The organism is Ureibacillus sp. 179-F W5.1 NHS, from assembly GCF_045369345.1.
GTDB classification, from domain to species: Bacteria; Bacillota; Bacilli; order Bacillales_A; family Planococcaceae; genus Ureibacillus; species Ureibacillus halotolerans.
Genome location: NZ_JBIQFG010000028.1, coordinates 25,094 through 40,164, shown reverse-complemented (window position 1 = coordinate 40,164; position 15,071 = coordinate 25,094). Strand labels below are relative to the sequence as shown.

The 15,071-nt window shown below is 35.5% G+C and carries 18 protein-coding genes; 16 read left to right on the top strand and 2 right to left on the bottom strand.

What is annotated here, in order from left to right:
- Positions 1 to 157: 157 nt before the first annotated feature.
- From ACH0B5_RS12520 to ACH0B5_RS12485, 8 genes are all read left to right on the top strand, one after another.
- Positions 158 to 1,123 carry a quinone oxidoreductase family protein gene (locus ACH0B5_RS12520; RefSeq protein ID WP_122973247.1) on the top strand — a complete coding sequence of 322 codons (966 nt, stop codon included), beginning with the start codon at positions 158 to 160 and terminating at the stop codon, positions 1,121 to 1,123.
- A 95-nt stretch (positions 1,124 to 1,218) separates the two neighbouring features.
- Complete coding sequence (locus tag ACH0B5_RS12515) at positions 1,219 to 2,187, top strand: bile acid:sodium symporter family protein (protein WP_406927892.1); 969 nt, start codon at positions 1,219 to 1,221, stop codon at positions 2,185 to 2,187.
- 16 nt (positions 2,188 to 2,203) lie between these two features.
- Positions 2,204 to 2,662, top strand: a complete 459-nt coding sequence (locus tag ACH0B5_RS12510) for a GNAT family N-acetyltransferase (protein ID WP_122973245.1) — start codon at positions 2,204 to 2,206, stop codon at positions 2,660 to 2,662.
- A 101-nt stretch (positions 2,663 to 2,763) separates the two neighbouring features.
- Positions 2,764 to 3,936: an MDR family MFS transporter gene (locus ACH0B5_RS12505; RefSeq protein WP_241559371.1), complete on the top strand. Its 1,173-nt coding sequence runs from the start codon at positions 2,764 to 2,766 to the stop codon at positions 3,934 to 3,936.
- 21 nt (positions 3,937 to 3,957) lie between these two features.
- Complete coding sequence (locus ACH0B5_RS12500; protein WP_406927891.1) at positions 3,958 to 4,482, top strand: YfiT family bacillithiol transferase; 525 nt, start codon at positions 3,958 to 3,960, stop codon at positions 4,480 to 4,482.
- A 155-nt stretch (positions 4,483 to 4,637) separates the two neighbouring features.
- The gene (locus ACH0B5_RS12495) at positions 4,638 to 4,871 is read left to right on the top strand and encodes a hypothetical protein (protein WP_122973243.1); all 234 of its coding nucleotides are present in this window, start codon (positions 4,638 to 4,640) and stop codon (positions 4,869 to 4,871) included.
- 87 nt (positions 4,872 to 4,958) lie between these two features.
- Positions 4,959 to 5,381 carry an SRPBCC family protein gene (locus ACH0B5_RS12490; RefSeq protein WP_122973242.1) on the top strand — a complete coding sequence of 141 codons (423 nt, stop codon included), beginning with the start codon at positions 4,959 to 4,961 and terminating at the stop codon, positions 5,379 to 5,381.
- A complete protein-coding gene (locus ACH0B5_RS12485) occupies positions 5,381 to 5,701 on the top strand; it encodes an ArsR/SmtB family transcription factor (protein WP_122973241.1) in 321 nt (106 codons plus the stop codon). Before ACH0B5_RS12490 ends, ACH0B5_RS12485 begins: the two co-directional genes overlap by 1 nt.
- Before the next feature lie 115 nt (positions 5,702 to 5,816).
- On the opposite strand, the gene ACH0B5_RS12480 is transcribed toward ACH0B5_RS12485, so the two are convergent.
- Entirely contained in the window at positions 5,817 to 6,068 is a 252-nt protein-coding gene (locus tag ACH0B5_RS12480; RefSeq protein ID WP_122973240.1) for a hypothetical protein, read from the bottom strand.
- A 106-nt stretch (positions 6,069 to 6,174) separates the two neighbouring features.
- Here ACH0B5_RS12480 and ACH0B5_RS12475 point away from each other — a divergent pair, with 106 nt between their 5' ends.
- The 5 genes from ACH0B5_RS12475 to ACH0B5_RS12455 all read left to right on the top strand — a co-directional run bounded on the left by ACH0B5_RS12475 (position 6,175) and on the right by ACH0B5_RS12455 (position 10,795).
- A complete protein-coding gene (locus ACH0B5_RS12475; protein ID WP_122973239.1) occupies positions 6,175 to 7,011 on the top strand; it encodes a DUF2268 domain-containing putative Zn-dependent protease in 837 nt (278 codons plus the stop codon).
- Between the two features lie 382 nt (positions 7,012 to 7,393).
- Complete coding sequence (locus tag ACH0B5_RS12470) at positions 7,394 to 8,551, top strand: betaine/proline/choline family ABC transporter ATP-binding protein (protein ID WP_122973238.1); 1,158 nt, start codon at positions 7,394 to 7,396, stop codon at positions 8,549 to 8,551.
- Positions 8,548 to 9,195, top strand: coding sequence for an ABC transporter permease (locus ACH0B5_RS12465; protein WP_122973237.1), 648 nt, complete (start codon positions 8,548 to 8,550; stop codon positions 9,193 to 9,195). The genes ACH0B5_RS12470 and ACH0B5_RS12465 overlap by 4 nt, the downstream gene beginning before the upstream one ends.
- Positions 9,192 to 10,106 carry an osmoprotectant ABC transporter substrate-binding protein gene (locus ACH0B5_RS12460; protein ID WP_122973236.1) on the top strand — a complete coding sequence of 305 codons (915 nt, stop codon included), beginning with the start codon at positions 9,192 to 9,194 and terminating at the stop codon, positions 10,104 to 10,106. The genes ACH0B5_RS12465 and ACH0B5_RS12460 overlap by 4 nt, the downstream gene beginning before the upstream one ends.
- 17 nt (positions 10,107 to 10,123) lie before the next feature.
- On the top strand, positions 10,124 to 10,795 hold the full coding sequence (locus ACH0B5_RS12455) for an ABC transporter permease (RefSeq protein WP_174232707.1): 672 nt from the start codon (positions 10,124 to 10,126) through the stop codon (positions 10,793 to 10,795).
- 49 nt (positions 10,796 to 10,844) lie between these two features.
- Here ACH0B5_RS12455 and ACH0B5_RS12450 read toward each other — a convergent pair whose 3' ends face one another.
- Positions 10,845 to 11,699 (bottom strand): manganese catalase family protein, encoded by an 855-nt coding sequence (locus tag ACH0B5_RS12450; protein WP_122973234.1) that lies wholly within the window; start codon positions 11,697 to 11,699, stop codon positions 10,845 to 10,847.
- Positions 11,700 to 11,888: 189 nt separating this feature from the next.
- On the opposite strand from ACH0B5_RS12450, the gene ACH0B5_RS12445 reads away from it, so the two are divergent.
- The 3 genes from ACH0B5_RS12445 to corA all read left to right on the top strand — a co-directional run bounded on the left by ACH0B5_RS12445 (position 11,889) and on the right by corA (position 15,057).
- The gene (locus ACH0B5_RS12445; RefSeq protein WP_122973233.1) at positions 11,889 to 13,220 is read left to right on the top strand and encodes a hydroxysqualene dehydroxylase; all 1,332 of its coding nucleotides are present in this window, start codon (positions 11,889 to 11,891) and stop codon (positions 13,218 to 13,220) included.
- 57 nt (positions 13,221 to 13,277) lie between these two features.
- Positions 13,278 to 13,880 carry an alpha/beta fold hydrolase gene (locus ACH0B5_RS12440; protein WP_406927890.1) on the top strand — a complete coding sequence of 201 codons (603 nt, stop codon included), beginning with the start codon at positions 13,278 to 13,280 and terminating at the stop codon, positions 13,878 to 13,880.
- A 214-nt stretch (positions 13,881 to 14,094) separates the two neighbouring features.
- A complete protein-coding gene (gene corA / locus ACH0B5_RS12435; RefSeq protein WP_406927889.1) occupies positions 14,095 to 15,057 on the top strand; it encodes a magnesium/cobalt transporter CorA in 963 nt (320 codons plus the stop codon).
- The last annotated feature ends 14 nt before the right edge of the window (positions 15,058 to 15,071 follow it).

Sequence of the window (15,071 nt, the reverse complement as noted above, 5' to 3'; positions counted from 1 at the left end):
AATATAAAAATATAGATGTTCGGGTCGCATAAATTAGGAGTGAGCTAAATGCTCACCCCAACATTTGACTTAGAACCTTACTTTTTACTTAATGTATAATTGTGGTAATTGTAATGGGGGAAATCGTAAGTATTTATTGTAAAAAGGGGTGTAGATAATGAAAGCGGTAATTCAAAATCAGTTTGGGGATGCAAATGTTCTACAATGTCTAGAAATTGAAAAGCCATCTATTCAAAAAGGGGAAGTGCTAATAAAAGTTGCGTATACGAGTGTCAATTACGCAGATATAAAAAAACGTGTAGGGAATAAGGGAAAAGGGAAGTTTCCGATGATGTTAGGACTCGATTGTGCTGGAGTGATTGAAGAAGTGGCTGGAGACTCCTCCTTTTCTAAAGGAGATCGGGTCATCGCCTTTCCAAAGTCAGGGACTTATGCGGAATATGTTATAGCCAATGAGGACCTTGTTTATAAAATTCCAGACAGCCTTTCCTTTGAACAGGCAGCAGCTATGCCAACCGTTTCGATATTATCTTATATATTATTACATGAAATCGGTCAGGTGAAGGCAACGGATACAATTGTTATCCATAGCGGGGCAGGGGGAGTTGGCTCGATGTTAATTCAACTTGCCAAATTAGCACGAGTCTCAAAAATTATCGCTACAGTAGGGGATATTAGAAAAAAAGATTATTGTATAAATTTAGGTGCGGACATAGTTTGTACATACGAAACATTTACCGATGAAGTTTTATCTTTAACAAATCAACAGGGGGCAAATATAATATTCGACTCAATGGCAGGGGAAGTAACAACAAAAAGCATGGAGTGTTTAGCTTTATATGGCACCCTTGTTCAATTTGGAAATAGTAGCGGCAAGGCTGGTATTTTTCAAACGAGTGATGTGCATAGCAGTTGCCGGAATGTGAAAGGATTTAGTTTAGGCACAACAAGACAATATGACCCAAAGCGTTTAAAACCTGTAGCGGAAAAAGTAATCGACCTATTTGGAAAGGGAGAAATTGAACTACCAATTGCAAAAATTTTTCCATTAGAAAGGGCGCAAGAGGCCCATCTCTTCATGGAAGGTCGTCAGTATGAGGGGAAAATATTAATTAAGATATAAAGTGGCTCGTCTTCTTCAAAAAATAGTTCCCTTTATTAGGGAGAAGAGTGACAATGGTAAATATAAGATTTTAAGAGGAAGAAGGCTTATATTCAATGTTAGCAACTATCAATAAACACCTCCAAAAATTAATGCCGATCTTAACACCACTTAGTTTAGTAATCGGTGTTTTACTTGAGGATGTAGGTGGGCATTTATTATTTTTAGTGCCATGGTTATTTGCCTTTATGACATTTGCCGGCAGTTTAAGTATGAATTTTGAAGGGTTACGTAGCTTTGCAAAATATCCGAAGGTCATTTTAATTACAATCTCCTTTTTACATATTCTTATGCCAATATGGGCGTATTTTGTAGCAACGTTTATTTTTAATGATCATTATTTAACAATTGGATTTGTATTATCTGTTGCAGTTCCAACTGGAATTACAAGTTTTATATGGGTAAGTATATGTAGAGGTCATCTAGCCCTCTGCTTATCGATTATTTTAATAGATACGATTCTTTCGCCTATCGTTATACCGTTATTAGTACATTTTGTAGTCGGTCAAAACATTGAAATTGATACGATGTCTATTATGCTAGATCTATTGTGGATGATTGTGATTCCATCGATTATAGCTGTTTTACTAAATGAATGGACAAAAGGGAAAATTGACAATACCGTAGGAAAAACCCTCGCTCCTTTTCAAAAGCTTAGCCTCTTTTTCATTGTCATGATTAATAGTAGTGCTATTGCTCCTTTTTTGAAAAATATTACGTGGGAGATTTTTGGAATTATCGTTGTTGTTTTACTGCTTGCCATGTCAGGCTATGTGATGTGTCTATGGTTAGGTCATTATCTCTTTAAAGATCCTGAAGTCATTTCAGCCGTTGTTTTTACAGGAGGAATGCGCAATATTGCTGTAGGTGTCGTCATTGCAAGTACATACTTTCCTGCGAAAGTAATGATGCCAGTTGTTTTTGGGATGTTATTTCAACAAATACTTGCATCCCAGTTTAGTAGAATAATTGAAAAATATAAGGTGAAGTTTTATCCGGATAACAATTTAAATAATGACTTTTAAGAATAGGAGTGAACAAATGGGAAAGCCGAAAATTACCATCATCCCTTATAGTAGTACTTATGATACGCAGACGGTGGAAATGTGGAGAGAAAGTAAAGAGAATGCCATCGGACAAAAGGAAGGACATAGTTTTGAGGATCATGTCTATTTCCTAAATTATTTATTGCCTAAAGAGTACACAATTGAACTTGCCCTAATTGATCATCATGTTGTAGGAATGATTGCCTACAATGATCATGAAATTAGCCAGCTTTATATTCATTTAGATTATCAAGGTATAGGGATTGGTACTGCTTTACTAGCTCGAGCGAAAGAACAATCTTCTGGCAAGTTAACTTTATACACATTTGAAGTGAATAAGCAGGCACAAGCCTTTTATGAAAAACATGGGTTTCAGATTATTGGTAGAGGACATGAAAATGAAGAAGGTTTACCTGATCTTCTGTATGAATGGATATTAGATACCTCCCATTAGCGTAACCTTTTTTCAGAAGAATCTTTAAGTGATTTGATTACAAAGTCCATTGAGCAATCGATCTTTGTTTTTGCATGGAATGGACGTTTCGGGGTGGTATTTTGAAAAAGCTAAGTTATTTTCATCCATTAGTATGGAGTATTCTTTTTGGAACGGTTTTTACTCGAATAGCGAGTTTCATGACACTACCCTTTTTGGCTTTGTATTTACACCGTGAATTAAATGCATCGCCAGTAGATATTGGGGTGACCCTCGGCGTGGCCCAATTATTTGCGACCTTTGGAGGGATATTTGGTGGATATCTTACTGATAAGGTCGGAAGGAAAGTAATTATTTTATTAACCATTTTTGTATGGAGTGCTGTGTTTTTTGGTTTTGCATTATTCCATAGTGTTCCTTTGTTTATAGTACTTAGTGCGCTAAATGGTCTATGTCGTTCCTTTTTCGAACCATCCACCCAGGCTTTAATGATTGATTTTACGGAGAAAGAAAAGCGGAGAAGGTTATTTTCGGTCCGGTATACAGCTATTAACGTTGCAGGGGTCATAGGTCCCCTATTAGGCGTTTGGATTTCAAGCTTATCAAGTCCAGCTATGCCCTTTATCATTACGGGTATTATGTATGCCCTATATGGATGTGTTCTTGTTATTCTTTTAAATCATTTTAAGATGCGTCAACAGATGGCTACAGAACGGCAAAATCTGTTCCAAATGTTCAAAGTGGTAGGAGCTGATACAAAGCTGCTTCTATTAATAGCAGGAGGAACGTTAATTAATCTTGGCTGGTCCCAATATGATTCCACTTTGCCTCAATTAGTGAATTTGTCTGTCGAAGATGGTGTTCAATTATTCTCAATTCTACTTGTTACAAATGCTTCTATTGTTTTATTGTTACAGTTACCAATTAGCATTTATAGTGAGAAAATTTCAATGTTGAAAAGTTTAGTCATTGGTACGTGTTTTTTCGCATTAGGTCTAATTTTGTTTAATATGGCTACCAATTGGCCATTTTTCATTGGCGCTATGGTCATTTTTACGATTGGGGAGATTTTTGCCTTTCCAATGATGAACGCCATGATCGAAGAAATCGCACCAGACACTCAAAAAGCGACTTATTTAGGGGCTTCTCAATTAAAAAATATTGGTGGCTTTATTGGTCCTGTCTTTGGCGGATGGCTTCTCATTCACTTCCCTGGCGAAATTTATTTTGTTATGGCTGTTCTTATGTTATCCAGCTTAATTTTTTATAAAAGGGCATTAGCGAAAAATAGTTAGATGAAATTGGGGGATTGGAAAATGGATGCTAAATATCCTATCGGACAGTTTACTTGTAATGAAACGATTACGCACGAGGATATACATCAATGGATTCAAGAAATTAAACTATTACCAACTAGATTGAGTGAAATGGTAAAGGGACTTACGGATGAAAAGCTTGAAAAAACATACCGACCAGGTGGATGGACTGTTCGTCAGCTCGTTCACCATATCGCAGATAGCCATTTAAATTCATATACTCGATTTAAATTAGCCTTAACGGAAGACAACCCGACCATTAAACCTTATGAGGAAGAAAAATGGGCTCTCCTTGTTGATTCCCACTTACCGATTAGTGTTTCCATACAGCTTATTGAAGCTTTACACGAACGTTGGGTCTATTTATTAGAAAGTTTAACGGAAGAACAGTTAAACAGAACATTTGTACATCCAGACAATGGTGACATTTCATTAAAGAAGAACGTTGGCATCTATGCTTGGCACGGAAACCATCATCTAGCTCATATTCAACTTGCTTTAAAAGAAGAAAGTCGATCCATTTGATGGGTCGACGTTTTTTTCTTCTAACTCCTTTATTTGGCAATAAGAACTTTGTGTTATGTAAGCTTCCTTCTTAGGATAATAGTTTATACTAATAGTGACGAATCTTTTCTTGTACTGTGACGTCATTATTAAAATGGGAAAAGGAGGTTGCTATATTGTTTAAGATTTATAGAATCGTACATATTATTTGGACAGCAATTTTTGCTTTTTACGTTTCGATACCAATCTTAGAGAGTGGAAGCTTAGAAAAAACGCTTTATGTAGATGCTTTATTTGTATTACTTTGGATTTTAGGCGTTATCTTCCTATTTATTAAGAAATTAACAAAGATCGGCTTTATATTCACTATACTGCCATTACTATATGCCATTGTCCTTTTCGTTCTTTAATAATTTGACATAACACCTTTTGGTTATATATAATCTAAGTAACACCTATGGGTTGTATATTTAAAGAGGTAAAGGAGAAATAACGGCATGACAGAGAACTTACCAGATATTACACAAAGTATTTTAATTGAAGCACCGATTGAAAAAGTTTGGAGTTATGTTTCCACCGTTGAAGGGATTTCAAAATGGTTTATGCCACCAAATGATTTTAAATTAGAAGAAGGGTTTGAATTTACAATCCAGTCTCCCTTCGGTCCGTCGCCATGTAAAGTACTTGAAATTGAAGAACAAAAGAAAATATCGATTCAATGGGATACAGATGGATGGGTATTAACCTTCTTATTAAAAGAAGTTGGCAATGAAACTGAATTTACAGTAATCCATGGTGGTTGGAAAGAAAAAGATACATTAGTTGCAAAGGCGCAACGTCCTCAATCCGTCATTCGCGATACAATGAACAAAGGTTGGGAAGGCATTGTTCAAAAATTAAAACAGTTGGTGGAAGCTTAATGAGCCAAGCAGCTCAAAAGGTTGATGTATTCCAGGCAATCGCGGATCCGACACGAAGAGACGTGCTCCATCTATTATCAGAAAGAAATCAATCGATTGCTGAAATTTCTTCCCACTTTAAGATTAGTCGTACGGCTGTAGTAAAACATTTAAATGTTTTAACTGAGGCTGGATTAGTTCGAGGCGAAAAAAATGGTCGAGAAAAAATTTATTATTTGCAGTTTGAACCATTGAAGGAATTAAAAGATTGGCTAGCTTACTACGAACAATTCTGGTATAACAAGTTAACAAAACTGAAGTTCGTCGCAGAAAATGAATAGTAAAGAATTAGCTACCTTAAAGGTAGCTTTTTTTATCATTTAAAGGATAAAAAAGAATCTATTTTGGAAAGAAACTTCTCAAAATAGATTCTCTTGTTATAGAAAGTACCTCAATTTACCACCAGAAAGCATTCGCTAAAACGATACCTGCAATTGCACCAATAGCAATTCCAACACCTAATCCGCTTCCGCCCCAGCCCCAGTAACCAATACCGTAGCCACCGAAACCACCTTCGGGCATAATCCATACCATATCTCGTTCTACTCGAGTAATTCTTCCGACATGTCTTCGTCCGCTTTTTTCAATAATACAAACCTTTTTGCCCTTATGGCGACAACATAGATCATATATTTGTCTAGGATGCATCCATATCCCTCCTTTTCATGTAGACTGCTAACTAATATATGATTTTTTTAAAAGTCGACACGAGTTAATAGTCTAAAACATATACTAATTTCAAAGGAGGAAATAGATGTCAGTAGTAAATTTGTTACCCGACCTTTATAAATTATGTGAAATGACTAACCAAAACCGAGACAAATTAATAGAAATTCATCGTAAAATGCTTTGTGAGCCACTCCAATTTTTCTTTCCTGAAAGGTCAACAGAGGAGATTCAGTTTGAACTTTTAACTAATGGATTGTTTGACCCTGATGAAGGGTTAGAAATTGATGAAACTGTAAAGTTCTTAGAACAACAAGGAGTATGGCAAATGCTTCAAAGGGAATTTGAAACATTAAGAAGTTTATGGAAAGGGCCAGATGTACCGATTTATATATATCCTTTAACAAAATATAGACCAATGATTGATGGAATAGAAGCTAAAAAGAATGGTATTACCTATAATGGCGTTTTATTTTTGTTTGTGTCAACCGACTTGAAAGAAGAGGAATTAAAGGCATTGTTAGCCCATGAATATCATCATATTTGTAGACTTGCCTATTTAAATAAACGACCGGAAGAAATCGAGTTGATTGATTCATTAATTATTGAAGGCATGGCAGAAGCAGCTGTAGAAGAGCTATATGGCGAAAAGCGGCTTTCTCCATGGACGAAAAAGTATGTTATAGACGATGTGAGAATGTTGTGGGAAAAATACTTTGTTCCAGCTTTAAATTTAAAGGGAGTACAACAACATCATCCCTTTTTATATGGAGATGAGTGTCGAGGGTTACCAAAATGGGTTGGTTATAGTATTGGTTACCGTATAGTTGAGTCTTACTTGAAAAATGGAGGTCCAATTCCACAATGTTTGTTTTATCAAATGCCATCTACTGAAATAATCCAGAAATCGGATTTTAAAATATAGGTTAGACAATCTCATTCATTTTGTAAGGTGATTGAGATTGTCTTTCTTTGTTTCTTTATGGCCAGTTTAAGGTTAAAAGGTTCACTTTTGTGTCGATTTTTTCTATAAAAATACGATTTCTTCTGTCAAGTTGTCATAAGTTTTAATATTCAGATATTTTATCTTTAACTTACTTGTAGCCCATTTTTTTAAATCCTATGAAAATGCCTTAATATGAAGGGATAGCTACACAATTTTTCTGAAAATAGGGTATATTAAATGTCACATAAAATATATAAAATGTTCATTAAATTGTCACAATTATATATTGCATTATGAATATCCCTTTAAATTGTTAGTGGAAACCATGTAACATATAGTTGAGAGGAGGAGTTTTATAGACATGTTAAAAATTGAAAACTTAACAAAAGTATATCGAGGTGGCAAAGTCGCTGTCGATCAATTAAACCTTGATATTAATCAAGGTGAATTTATTGCCTTCATTGGTACGAGTGGGAGTGGGAAAACAACCGCCCTTAGAATGATTAATAGAATGGTAGAACCTACAAGTGGGAAAATGACCTTAAATGATAAGGATATTACGAAAATGAATCCTGTTACGTTAAGGAGGAGCATCGGTTATGTAATTCAACAAATCGGATTAATGCCACATATGACAATTCGTGACAATATAACGCTTGTTCCCCACCTATTGAAATGGTCAAAAGAGAAAAAAGATGAAACAGCTCGTCGTTTAATCGAACTTGTTAATTTACCGCCTTCCTATTTAGATTTTTACCCAGCACAATTATCTGGAGGTCAACAACAACGAATTGGTGTTTTGCGTGCCCTTGCTGCAAATCAGGACATTATTTTAATGGATGAACCATTTGGTGCCCTTGACCCAATTACACGTGATACTCTTCAAGATCTTATCAAAGATATTCAGCAACGTTTAAATAAAACGGTCATTTTCGTTACCCATGATATGGACGAAGCGATTAAGCTTGCTGACCGCATTGCCATTATGCATGAAGGAAAACTAATCCAATTTGATACACCCGATAACATTTTAGCAAACCCTGCGAATGACTTTGTAAAAGAGTTTATCGGTTCCCATCGCCTCATTCAGCAAAAACCAAACATTAAAACTGTCGATGAAGTAATGATTAAACCAATTTCCATTACAATTGAAAAAAGTCTTGATGAAGCGATCCGTTTAATGGTGGAAAAACGAGTAGACACACTATTTGTAACAGATGGCGACAATCGACTACAAGGATATTTAGATGTAGAAAGCTTTACAGGTGCACGTAAAACGAAGAAAAGTGTTTCAGAATGTTATGAAAAGGACATTTTTTACGTGAAAACTGGTTCGAAATTACAAGATTCTGTTCGTAGAATTTTAAAGCGTAACTTAAAAAATATCCCTGTTGTCGATGAGGAGCACCGTTTAGTCGGTTTAGTTACACGTGCTAACATCGTTGATATCGTTTATGACACAATTTGGGGAGAAGAAGAGGAAATGGTTTCTGAGAATAAGGAGTTGATGAGTGAATGATTGCCTTTTTCACTGAAAACAGCTCTGATATTTTATTGAAAACATGGGAGCATTTTTATATATCAATGATTGCCCTATTATTAGGGGTACTTATTGCTGTTCCTATTGGCATTTTATTATCAAAAACAAAATATATTGCGAAGGTAGTTTTAAGTATTACAAGTGTACTTCAAACTGTACCATCCCTTGCTTTATTAGCCATTATGATCCCTTTATTAGGCGTTGGGAAAGTACCCGCAATCGTTGCACTATGTATCTATTCATTGTTACCAATCTTAAATAATACTTTTATTGGAATGAATTCGGTCAATGAAAATACGAAAGGTGCAGGGATTGCTATGGGGATGACGACGATGCAGTCCATTTTCCTTGTTGAACTACCATTAGCAGTTCCTGTCATTATGTCTGGAATACGTCTATCAGCGGTATATGTTATCTCTTGGGCAACATTAGCATCTTATATAGGTGCGGGTGGTCTTGGAGACTTTATCTTTAATGGATTGAATTTATATCAAACGGAGTTAATTATAGGAGGCGCGATTATTGTAACGTTATTAGCATTACTTGCGGATTTCCTATTAGGGAAATTAGAAAAATGGGTAACACCTAAAGGGTTAAAAATTGAAGGGGGTCGTACTTCATGACAAATAGACTCCTACTGACAATTGTTTTAGTTTTATCTTTAGTTATTAGTGGTTGCTCCCTTTCAGGGAATAAAAAGGACGATTCAATTAAAATTGCCTCTGTTGTTACGACGGAAGGGCAAATATTAGCTTATATGATGAAATATATGATTGAGCATTATACGGATGAAGATGTGGAACTAATCAATAATTTAGGTTCAAGTACGGTATTACACCAAGCGATGGTAAATGGTGATGCCAATATGTCATCGGTCCGCTATACAGGTACCGATTTAACCGGTGCATTACAAGGAGAACCGATTAAAGATCCAGAAAAAGCATTGGATTTTGTACAAAAGGAGTTTGCGAAACGATTTAATCAAACGTTCTTTGATTCCTATGGATTTGAAAATACGTATGCCTTTATGGTGACAAAGGAAACAGCAAAAAAATATAACTTAAAAACAGTCAGTGATTTAGCTTCTGTTGCGAGTAACTTACAAGCGGGTGTTGATACGTCTTGGATGAACCGAGAAGGGGATGGTTATAAAGCATTCGTTGAAACATATGGTTTCGATTTTGCTCGAACATACCCAATGCAAATCGGTTTAGTTTATGACGCTGTTGATTCGGGTGAATTGGATGTTGTATTAGGTTATACAACAGATGGGCGTATTGCTTCCTACGATTTAGTCGTTTTAGAAGACGACTTAAATTTCTTCCCTCCATATGATGCGAGTCCTTTTGCGGATACAGAACTAATAAATGAAAAGCCTGAGGTTAAAAAGGCAATTGAACGTTTAGTAGGGAAAATCTCTACAGAGACGATGCAAAAGCTCAATTACCAAGCGGATAATAATTTAATGGAGCCCGCTGTAGTAGCAGAACAGTTCTTAAATGAACATAATTACTTTGAAGGGGGTGATGAGTAATGCAAGATATGTCTCAAATGTCTACAACTGAACAGTTTTTTTATTACATGCAGGAAAACGGATTTTATGTGTTTAGTCAATTTTTAGACCATTTCCTTATTTCCATTTATGGGGTATTACTTGCAGCGCTCATCGGTATCCCACTTGGTATTCTTATTTCGAAATATAGTAAATTATCTGGAGTCGTTATTACCCTTGCCAATATCATTCAAACAATCCCAGCTCTCGCTTTAATGGCCATTTTAATGCTTGTATTAGGCTTAGGTAAAACAACTGTCATTGTAACGGTGTTCTTTTATTCATTACTTCCAATAATTAAAAACACTTATGTTGGAATTAAAAATATTAATAAAAGTATTACCGATGCCGGACGGGGGATGGGGATGACAAAGGCCCAAGTATTATACATGGTGGAATTGCCATTATCCTTATCCGTCATCATTACAGGTATTCGTATTGCCCTTGTAGTTGCAATTGGGATTACGGCTATTGGTGCGTTTATTGGAGCAGGTGGTTTAGGTGATATCATTATCCGCGGTACTAATGCGACAGATGGGACGGCGATTATCATTGCAGGTGCCTTACCAACGGCTTTAATGGCAATTTTATCGGACGTTTTATTAGGATTAATCGAACGAAAACTAGACCCGGTAAAACGTCAACAAAAACGAATTAATCAAGCGATGTAATTGTGTTAAAAAAGTGCTAGTCTCTTTCGTGAAGAGGCTAGCACTTTTTTTAGTTATTTAAATCCCATAAACCAGGGCTATGTTCATTTGGCATGTCCGGTAATTCTGGTACAGGATAAGGTGTAGGAGGGTCCACAACAAGTAATTCACCACTATTACGGCTTGGCGATTCCCCTTTAAAGATTTCGCCCGCTCGGTGATCATCTAATCTGAAGTTAAAAAATGCGTTATGGAAGCCCATATCAACATATTTTTGACACTCAGGATATTTTGTTATGTCGTAGTTCGGTATAGGGAATATTTTTGCCCAATCGACGCCAAGGGTTTCTAGAGCTTTAGCAAATGCATTTTGATGTGCGTTATCTCGAACGATTAAAAATGCTAATGTTTCTCTAAAGGTTTTGTTGGAGCTCATTTCATAAATTCTAGTTTTTTGAAGTACACCTGTGGACTCAAGTACGAGGTTATCAAGTAAGTCAGCGACTAAATTTCCGTGGGAATAAACATAGTTCCCCATCCAAGGGTTTCCTGCTGCATCTACTGGTAATGAGCTTTGTGCACCCATAATAAAGTGATGGGGGTTTGCATGTTTAATGACTTCATCCAATGGTGCTTGATCCGTTCCTGCATTACCTACTCCAGATTCCCCAGCACCATTTAACAATTGATTAATTGTTGTTTGGACTAACTCTACATGACTAATTTCTTCTAGAAAAATTCCGCGTATTAAATCACGATACTGCTTTGCCTTTCCACGGAAATTGGAACTTTGGAACATAAATTGCATCATCGTACGCATTTCTCCAAAGCGGCCACCTAATGTTTCTTGTAGAACTTTTGCAGCTGACGGATCTGGTTTATCTGGAACTATGATGTTAATTAAATCTTCCTTATAAAAATACATAGATTTTCCTCCCTAGAGTAAGTTTTCAATAGAAGTATTGGTTTGCCCTATTTTTTTATTCATTTTATAGGCTTTAAAAATTTTTACCGATTGGAATCGTGACTTCATGATTGTCCGCTTAAAAAAGAGGAGAAATGAGAAAACTTCATAAAGTGAGAATTCATTTTAATTAGGTAGGAATGATGCCAAGTGGAACAATTTGATGCGATTATTGTAGGTTCAGGATTAGCAGGATTAACGGCTGCAGTAGAGTTATGTGATCGAGGAAAGAGCGTGCTCGTACTTGAAAAGGAAAAGGTAATTGGCGGAAGGACATCGTCATGGGATGAAGATGGAATGCTTGTTGAATCGGGCTTTCATCGCCATATTGGCTACTATAAAGCATTGCCCTACATATTAAAAAAGGTCGGGATAAATGTGGATTCCCTTGTTCAATGGGAAGAAAACGTAGATGTTCGTATAAAAGGAAAAAGGGATGTGGCAACGTTTGGAGTATCGCCCATTTTTGGTCCCATTGATTTATTAAAAGGGGTTTTAGGAAATAATGAGATTTTATCGTTGAAAGATAAGCTTTCATTAATGCGATTTTTTATGAGTGGTTTTATTGATTATTTAAGCAAACCTCATATTCTCGATCAATGGAATGTAAGAGATTATGCTAAAAAACATCATGTAAGTGAAGATGCGTTACATTATGCTGTAATTCCCCTTAGCGCTGGCATTTTCTTTTTGCCTCCTGAAAGATATTCTGCAAAGGTTTTTTTCGGATTGTTTTTCCCTGCGATACCAAGGTTTTATCGAATGAGAATTGGTGCCTATTTAGGAGGAATGACAGAACTTTTAGCTCGGCCAATCGCCCATTATATTGAAGGGAAAAAGGGCATTATTCAAACGAATGCAAAAGTGCACAATTTAATCGTAGAGAGCACAGGGGTAAGGGGAGTTATTTTAGAGGATGGCTCGCGTTACGAAGCTAAACATGTCATACTTGCTGCTGATTTAGGTGGAGCGAAGAAAATATTAAAAAAGAACTTTTCAAGTCATCCATTGTTTCAATCATTATTTCAATTACCAACGATGCCCGCTGTCACAATTCAAATGGAGTTTTTAAAGCCAGTTTTACCTTATGATCGTACAACTTTTGGTCCTCTGACATCGTTAGCTAGCTTTGCTGAGCAATCCCGTTCAACCTTTACCCATGTACCGGGAAGATTGTCCATTATATTGACACCTCCTGAAAAATTTTTAGTAATGGAGAAAGAAGAAATATTAAAGCAGGTTCAAATGGAAGCAAAGGAACTGGGGTTAGATCTAGAAACGAACTTAACGAATTATCGAATTGTAAGTAGAAGTGAGGATTTTTATAGTTTAGAGCCTAATCATGATCGTTTAAGGCCAAATCAAAGAACGGATATTAGCGGTTTAATTTTGGCTGGCGATTATACAAAACAGCCTTATTACGCAACGATGGAAGGAGCAGTTGTTTCGGGTTTGAAGGCAGCTAGTATCATTTTAAACTAATGGCTTTAAAAGGGCTTGTTGCGTAAGTATTTTATGAAAAAGAGTGGGGTGCTGATTTTGCCGACATTAACTATTAATGAAATAAATATTCATTATGATACAAAAGGAGATGGAATCCCCATTATATTTATTCATCCACCCTTATTAACTAGTACTATTTTTAAATTTCAACTGGAGCATTTTTCGAAAAAGTATAAAGTGATTACTTTTGATATTCGTGGTCATGGAAAAAGTGATTATTCCGATGAGCCGATCACTTATCCACTTATTGTAGAAGATATCGTTGCCCTATTAGACGAATTGAATATTGAAAAAGCGTTTATTTGTGGTTATTCAACAGGAGGTTCTATCGTATTAGAATTTTTGTTACAACATCCGGAAAGAGCTTTTGGAGGAATAGTCATTAGTGGGATGTCTGAAGTGAAAGATCGTATCTTAAAACTTCGACTAGGTGCCGCTATTAATCTTTCCAACGATAAAACGATACCATTTCTTACCTATATGGTTACTAGGGGGAATGCGAATTCATCCCAAACTTTCAATAGTCTTCGAAAAGGAGCAAAAGAAGGTCATTCGATAAATATAAGCAATATTACCTTTATAGTAGAAATTATAACTGTACGAAGTTTTTACAAGAGATTCAGCATCCTGTTTTATTAACGTACGGTGCAAAAAATAAAACATTTCACCAGTATGCACAATTACTTCATGAAAACTTGCCTCATAACGAACTAATTTTTATTGAGAATGCAAAACATCAAATTCCAACGAAAGAACCGAAGAAATTACATGATGCAATCCATCGGTTTATTCAATCTTATAAAAGGGAATAAAGAAATATAATCTAATGTTTGAATATGAAAGGGCATATGCGATGATCAATTTCATAGGAATAACAAATGATAATCATTTAGAGAAAAATATTTCGATTAATAACGCTGTTTTATCAGATTATAAATGGTTTTGGGTGGATTTTAGTGAACCAACCGGTGAAGAAGTCAAACATCTTTCCGAAACGTTTCATTTTCATCCCCTTGCCATTGAAGACTGTGTACAGGAATTTCAACGACCAAAATTAGATTATTATAAAAATTATACGTTTTTCGTTACTCATCTTCTCCGGGAAGAAGATGAAGTGATTATGAAAGACCAATTGGACTTTTTTGTAGGGGAAAGTTGTATCGTAACTTTTCATAAAGTACCTTCCGATGAAGTGTTAATTGTTTGGAATCGTTTTTTAGCACAAGAGTCGTTAGTCGGTTGGGACCCGTACTATATTTTTTATGAAATATTAGATAAAATCGTCGATAATTATTTCCCCCTTATTTATAAAATTGAAGATGAATTAGAAAAGATGAATGATAGCATTAATAAAAAATCGATGAATAATTTGATGAATGAACTGTTTGAAACGAGAAATATGTTATTAAATTTATTACATTCAGTTAATCCGATGAGGGATTTATTGTATCGAATGTTAAATTCCCATCATTTAAATTTAAATCGCATTGGAGAAAGAAAAGAGTATTTCTCCGATATTTACGATCATTTATTAAAATTATCTGATATGGTGATGACAAATCGAGAAGTCACGGCAGATATAAGGGATAGTTATTTATCTTTAAACTCACATCAAACAAATAATGTGATGAAGTTATTAACGATTATTACGTCTATTTTTGCCCCTTTAACGTTCATCGCAGGTATTTATGGTATGAATTTCAGTTATATCCCTGAGTTGACTTGGAAATATGGGTACTTTTTTTCTTTAATATTAATGGCTTTAATCGGTTTATGTATGTTGCTTTGGTTTAGAAGAAAAGGTTGGTTTAAATAGATATTTTATTCGTT

Excerpts from the sequence above, each read along its gene's own strand:
- ACH0B5_RS12460 (WP_122973236.1), top strand. The coding sequence starts at position 9,192 with ATGACAAATAGACTCCTACTGACAATTGTTTTAGTTTTATCTTTAGTT.
- ACH0B5_RS12515 (WP_406927892.1), top strand. The coding sequence starts at position 1,219 with ATGTTAGCAACTATCAATAAACACCTCCAAAAATTAATGCCGATCTTA.
- ACH0B5_RS12470 (WP_122973238.1), top strand. The coding sequence starts at position 7,394 with ATGTTAAAAATTGAAAACTTAACAAAAGTATATCGAGGTGGCAAAGTC.
- ACH0B5_RS12450 (WP_122973234.1), bottom strand. The coding sequence starts at position 11,699 with ATGTATTTTTATAAGGAAGATTTAATTAACATCATAGTTCCAGATAAA.
- ACH0B5_RS12490 (WP_122973242.1), top strand. The coding sequence starts at position 4,959 with ATGACAGAGAACTTACCAGATATTACACAAAGTATTTTAATTGAAGCA.
- ACH0B5_RS12480 (WP_122973240.1), bottom strand. The coding sequence starts at position 6,068 with ATGCATCCTAGACAAATATATGATCTATGTTGTCGCCATAAGGGCAAA.
- ACH0B5_RS12485 (WP_122973241.1), top strand. The coding sequence starts at position 5,381 with ATGAGCCAAGCAGCTCAAAAGGTTGATGTATTCCAGGCAATCGCGGAT.
- corA (WP_406927889.1), top strand. The coding sequence starts at position 14,095 with ATGATCAATTTCATAGGAATAACAAATGATAATCATTTAGAGAAAAAT.
- ACH0B5_RS12475 (WP_122973239.1), top strand. The coding sequence starts at position 6,175 with ATGTCAGTAGTAAATTTGTTACCCGACCTTTATAAATTATGTGAAATG.
- ACH0B5_RS12500 (WP_406927891.1), top strand. The coding sequence starts at position 3,958 with ATGGATGCTAAATATCCTATCGGACAGTTTACTTGTAATGAAACGATT.
- ACH0B5_RS12465 (WP_122973237.1), top strand. The coding sequence starts at position 8,548 with ATGATTGCCTTTTTCACTGAAAACAGCTCTGATATTTTATTGAAAACA.
- ACH0B5_RS12455 (WP_174232707.1), top strand. The coding sequence starts at position 10,124 with ATGTCTACAACTGAACAGTTTTTTTATTACATGCAGGAAAACGGATTT.
- ACH0B5_RS12520 (WP_122973247.1), top strand. The coding sequence starts at position 158 with ATGAAAGCGGTAATTCAAAATCAGTTTGGGGATGCAAATGTTCTACAA.
- ACH0B5_RS12510 (WP_122973245.1), top strand. The coding sequence starts at position 2,204 with ATGGGAAAGCCGAAAATTACCATCATCCCTTATAGTAGTACTTATGAT.